Here is a 4,512-nt window from a genome sequence, read left to right as displayed (position 1 = left end):
CCGGACCCGACGCGGCGGGTGGCCGATGATCTGCCCGCACTGCGCCGCCCAACTGGCGGCCAAGGAGCGGACCGGGCAGATCTGTTCGCGCTGCGACCGCCCGTTCGCGCTGGACCCGAAGACGCACGGCCGGGGCATGACCGACCTGCGCATCCGACGAATCGCCGCGCGAGCCACCGACGACGGCCGTCTGAAGGTGACCGTCACCCAGCTCTGGTACCTCGCCCGCGTCTCCGACTTCGCTTGGGGGCCGAGCCCCGCGTACGGGGTCCGGGCCGCCGTCCGGTGGCTGGTCGCCCTTCCCGTCGCCGCACTGCTGTTCCTCTGTGTCGGCCCGGTGGACGGTCTGTGGGCGGCACTGAGCGGTACCGCCGGCGTCGCCGCGCTCGGGTTCGCCACATGCATGAGACATACCCCCGCTCGGCCGGGCGGGTCGAGCGTCACTCCCGACGAGAACGTGTTCGGGCGGTTGGTGCGCGGCCGCTGGACGACGGTGTACAAGCAACTGCCGCCGGGTGTCGTGGACGACGATCCGCACGTCCGCGCACCCCGCGGGTCCGTCGTGAGCCGTCCCGAGGCCGTCGTGCTCTGCACCGATCACGCGGTCGCCGTGTTCCTCCGGGCCAACGACATCCCCGCCCGGCTGAAGGTGCTCCTCGTGGAGGCCGAACCGGCGACGGCGCACGACGCCCTGGTGGACGTGCCCGGCCGGCTCCCCGTCGTGGTCCTGCACGACGCGAGCGCCCTGGGGGCGTTGCTGGCCCCGCTGCTGCGCCTCGCCCACCCGGGCAGGGTCGTGGTGGACGGCGGCCTCCCCGTCGCCGCGGTCCGGCTCCGGAAGGACGCCGTCCGCCGCGTGTCGCCCCTGCCCCCCATCGACGCGGGGAAGTTCCGTTCCGTCGCGGGCCTCTCCGAGACGGACGCCGCATGGCTGGCCGAGGGGTTCTGGAGCCCCCTCGCCGCCGTACCCCCGCGGCACCTGGAGGCTGCCGTCACGGCGGCGGTGAACCGGGCACGGGTCGCCCGGCCCGCCATTCCGGGCGCCACCGACGGCTTTCTGACCTGGCCGGCCGGGACGCCGAAGCCGGTCGGCGACGCGTTCCGAACGAAAGGCACCCCGGCCGCATGAACCAGCGACACCTCCCGTCCCCGCGCACCGGCCGGGCCGCGGCCCGTTCCGGCGTCCGGACCGCGGCCGAAGCGGTGACCCGGTCGACGGCCCGGACCATCACCGGACTGACCGACCGCGCGATCACCGTGGCCGCGCGGCGCGCCGCCGAACCCGGCGGGCTGCGGTTCACCGAGCGTCAGCTGTACTACGAGACCTGCCGCGTCCTGAGTCCCGGCCCGGCCTTCCTCGGCCGCTTTCCCGGCACACCCGCGCCGGTCCTGCGCCTGCCCGTGTTCACCCGCGCGCTGGAGGCCCGCGGCCGGGAGACCGTACCGGGACTGCTTCCCCCTCCGCCGGCGCCGCACCTGCCGCCGCGCCGGACGGAAGCCTCGGAGCCCGACCTCCACGACTACGGGCTGCCGCGTCTGCTGGTCTGCCAGGACCGCTCGGTCGCCGGGATGCTGCTCGCCAACCACGTCCATCTGGAGGCGGCCTGCCCGGTCCTCGCCGCCGACGACCTGCCGCTCGCCCCCCGGCTGCTCGCCGCACTGGAGCGGGCCGGCGGAGCCACCGTGCACGTCCTGCACGACGCGAGCCCGTCCGGCGTCACGCTCCCGGCCCGGGTCCGGGCCGGTCTCGGGCCGGTGTCCGGCGTCCGGGTGGTCTCCCTGGGCCTGGTGCCCCGGCACGCGGCCGCCCTGCGCCTGCACTCGGGCCGCGGCCCGGCGCCCGACCCCGCCCGTCTCGCCGCCCTGCCCGCCGCCCTGCGGCCGAAGGAGGCCGACTGGCTGGCGGGCGGACGGTTCGCCGAGGTGGCGGCCGTGCCCCCGGCCCGTCTCCTACGGACGGTCCTGCGTCTGACCCGGGGGCCACGCCCTCCCCGCGACTCCCTCTGGAGCGGCCTGCGCGGACTGCGCGGAACCGGCTTCATGACCTGGCCCGCCGCGTGACCCGTCCCGGCGCCCCCTCCCACACACCCGAGGTACGCACACCATGATCCGTCCCCAAGAGATCGGCTACGCGGACGAACTGCTCGCCGACGGCACCGTCCACCGCACCTACGAGGACGGCCTGGAGGAATGGCGGCGGCGCACCCCCGGCCGGCCCCGGCTCGTGGGCTGGCACGACAACCGCGGCGGCTCGGGCACCGACGAGCTGCTCGGCGACCGCATCATCAAGCGCACCCTCGCCGACGGCACCGTCACCTACGCCCGGGACATCGGCTACGGCCGGACCCTGTGGGCGCGCGGCGAGAAGGTCCTGGTCAACCGGAGCTCCTTCGGCGGCCGGATGGGGGTCCTGCTCGCCGGTCTGGGTGTCGCGACGCTCGCCATCACCGCCGCCCAGCTGCCGCCGCTGACCCTGTCCCCCGAGCAGGAGGAGGAGCTGCGGCAGCAGGCGCAGGCCTCCTCGTCCTCCGGAGGCGGTGGCGACGGCGGTACGGGCGCCGACGGGGGCGGGGGCGCCGACGGGGGCGGGGACGACTGGGACACGAACTGGGACGGCGACCAGGACGCCTGGAACGACGACGACTTCGGCTGAGCCGCGCGCCCACCGGCGCCGTCGCACCAGGAGAACACGAGGAGAAGGAGCAGTACGTGGCACGACTGTGCGCCTGTCTGGCCGCCACCACCGGGCAGGCCCGCGCCCATCTCGACGCGATGGGCGCCCTCGGGCCCGGCCATGTCCCGGCCGAGGTCACGGGCGCGGAACTGTCGCTGCTCGCCGGTGAACACGGTCGCGCCGAGGGCCCGTTCACCGCGTACGGCCGGACGGCCGTCGGGGAGGTGACCCTGTACAACCGGCCGGTGCTGCTCGCGGCCCTCGCGGAGCGTGCCGCTCCCCCGCCGCCGGACTGCCCGGACGGTGAACTCCTGCTGCGCTCGTGGGCGGTGTTCGGGGACGAGGGGGTGGCGCGCGCCGAGGGAATGTTCGTCCTGGCCGTGCTCGACGGCCAGGACCTGGTCCTGATCCGCGACCATGTCGGTGCCCGCACCCTGTTCTACGCCCGGGCCGACGGCGCCTGGGCCGCCTCCACCTCGCTGCGGGCGCTGCGCCGCTGGCCGGCACTCGGCACCTCGATGGACCTGTCCGCGGTCCGCTCCTTCCTCACCTTCGCCTATCTCCCCGGCGAGGAAACCCTGCTGAGCGGCGTACGGGAGCTGCTGCCCGGCCGGGTGCTGCGGCTGCGCCGGGACGGGACGTCGACGGAGACCGTCCACTGGGAACCCCGGGAGCGGATCGAGGAGCCCGTCCCGGAGGACCCGTCCGGTCATGTCCTCGCGCTGCGCGCCCTGTTGGAACGGGCGACGGCCGGCCGACTGCCCGTCGCCGAGCCGGCCGCCGTGCTCCTCTCCGGCGGGATCGACAGCTCCCTGGTCACGGCCCTGGCGGCGAAGCTCCACAGCCACCCGGTGCACACCTACTCCATCAGCTTCGGCGACGACCTGCCGAACGAGCTGGGCTACTCGGGCCTGGTGGCCACGCACTGCCACACCCGCCACCGGGTCCTGAACGTCTCGGGCGAGGCCGTCGCCGCGCGGCTCGCCGAGGCCGCCGCGCTTCTCGACAGTCCGGTCGGCGACCCGCTGACCGTGCCGAACCTGATGCTCGCCGAGGCCGTGGCCGCCGACGGCGCGTCCGTCGTCCTCAACGGCGAGGGCGGCGACCCCGTGTTCGGCGGACCGAAGAACCTCCCCATGCTGGTCCAGGAGATGCACCGGACCCCGGGCGCGCCCTGGGACGAGAGCCGGGCGACCGCGTACCTGCGCTCGTACCGCAAGTGCTGGACCGATCTTCCGGACCTGCTGACGGCACCGGCCCTGGAGGCCCTGCGGGACGCACCGCCCCTGGAGCGGCACGTGGCGCCGTACCTGACGGCCGACGGCGGCGGCCCGTACCGGATGGGGCACCTCCTCAACCAGCTCCTCCACTGCAATCTGCGGACCAAGGGCGCCCACCACATCCTCACGAAGGTGGAGCGGCTGACGTCCTCGCAGGGTGTGGAGGGCCGCTCGCCGCTCTTCGACCGCTCGGTCGTCGACCACGCCTTCGCGACCCCGCCGTCCTTCAAGCTCCGCGGCACGGCGGAGAAGTGGATCCTGAAGGAGGCCGTACGGGACCTCCTCCCGGACACGGTGGTCGACCGGCCCAAGAGCGGGATGCGCGTACCGGTGCAGCAGTGGCTGACGGGCCCGCTCCGCGACCTGGGCCAGGACCTCCTGCTGGGCCCCAGGTCCCGGCAGCGCGGACTGTTCCGGCCCGAGACCGTCCGGGCCTGGCTGCGGGGCGAGGGCGCCCTGCTGCCCCGGCAGGGAGGCAAGTTGTGGCTGGTGCTCACCCTGGAGCTCTGGCTGCGCTCGTACGACGTGTGACCCGCCCGGCGGTTCCACCGCGTCCCC

The 4,512-nt window shown here is 75.1% G+C and carries 3 protein-coding genes and 1 pseudogene; all 4 read left to right on the top strand.

The features are described 5' to 3' along the window. Positions 1-1,129, top strand: a pseudogene (locus IE311_RS36445) (hypothetical protein); the annotation flags it as partial. Then, entirely contained in the window at positions 1,126-2,061 is a 936-nt protein-coding gene (locus IE311_RS36440) for a hypothetical protein (RefSeq protein ID WP_189836198.1), read from the top strand. The pseudogene IE311_RS36445 and the gene IE311_RS36440, both read left to right, overlap by 4 nt. Before the next feature lie 43 nt (positions 2,062-2,104). Further along, positions 2,105-2,653, top strand: a complete 549-nt coding sequence (locus IE311_RS36435) for a hypothetical protein (protein ID WP_189836197.1) — start codon at positions 2,105-2,107, stop codon at positions 2,651-2,653. A gap of 56 nt (positions 2,654-2,709) precedes the next feature. Continuing rightward, entirely contained in the window at positions 2,710-4,485 is a 1,776-nt protein-coding gene (locus tag IE311_RS36430; RefSeq protein ID WP_189836196.1) for an asparagine synthetase B family protein, read from the top strand. The last annotated feature ends 27 nt before the right edge of the window (positions 4,486-4,512 follow it).

The organism is Streptomyces zaomyceticus (genome assembly GCF_014656215.1).
GTDB classification, from domain to species: Bacteria; Actinomycetota; Actinomycetes; order Streptomycetales; family Streptomycetaceae; genus Streptomyces; species Streptomyces zaomyceticus.
The sequence above is the reverse complement of the archived record's forward strand: the minus strand, read 5'-3'. Positions and strand labels throughout refer to the sequence as shown.

What these genes read in the sequence shown, in the direction of transcription:
- IE311_RS36440 (WP_189836198.1), top strand. Translation starts at nt 1,126, where the DNA reads ATGAACCAGCGACACCTCCCGTCCCCGCGCACCGGCCGGGCCGCGGCC.
- IE311_RS36435 (WP_189836197.1), top strand. Translation starts at nt 2,105, where the DNA reads ATGATCCGTCCCCAAGAGATCGGCTACGCGGACGAACTGCTCGCCGAC.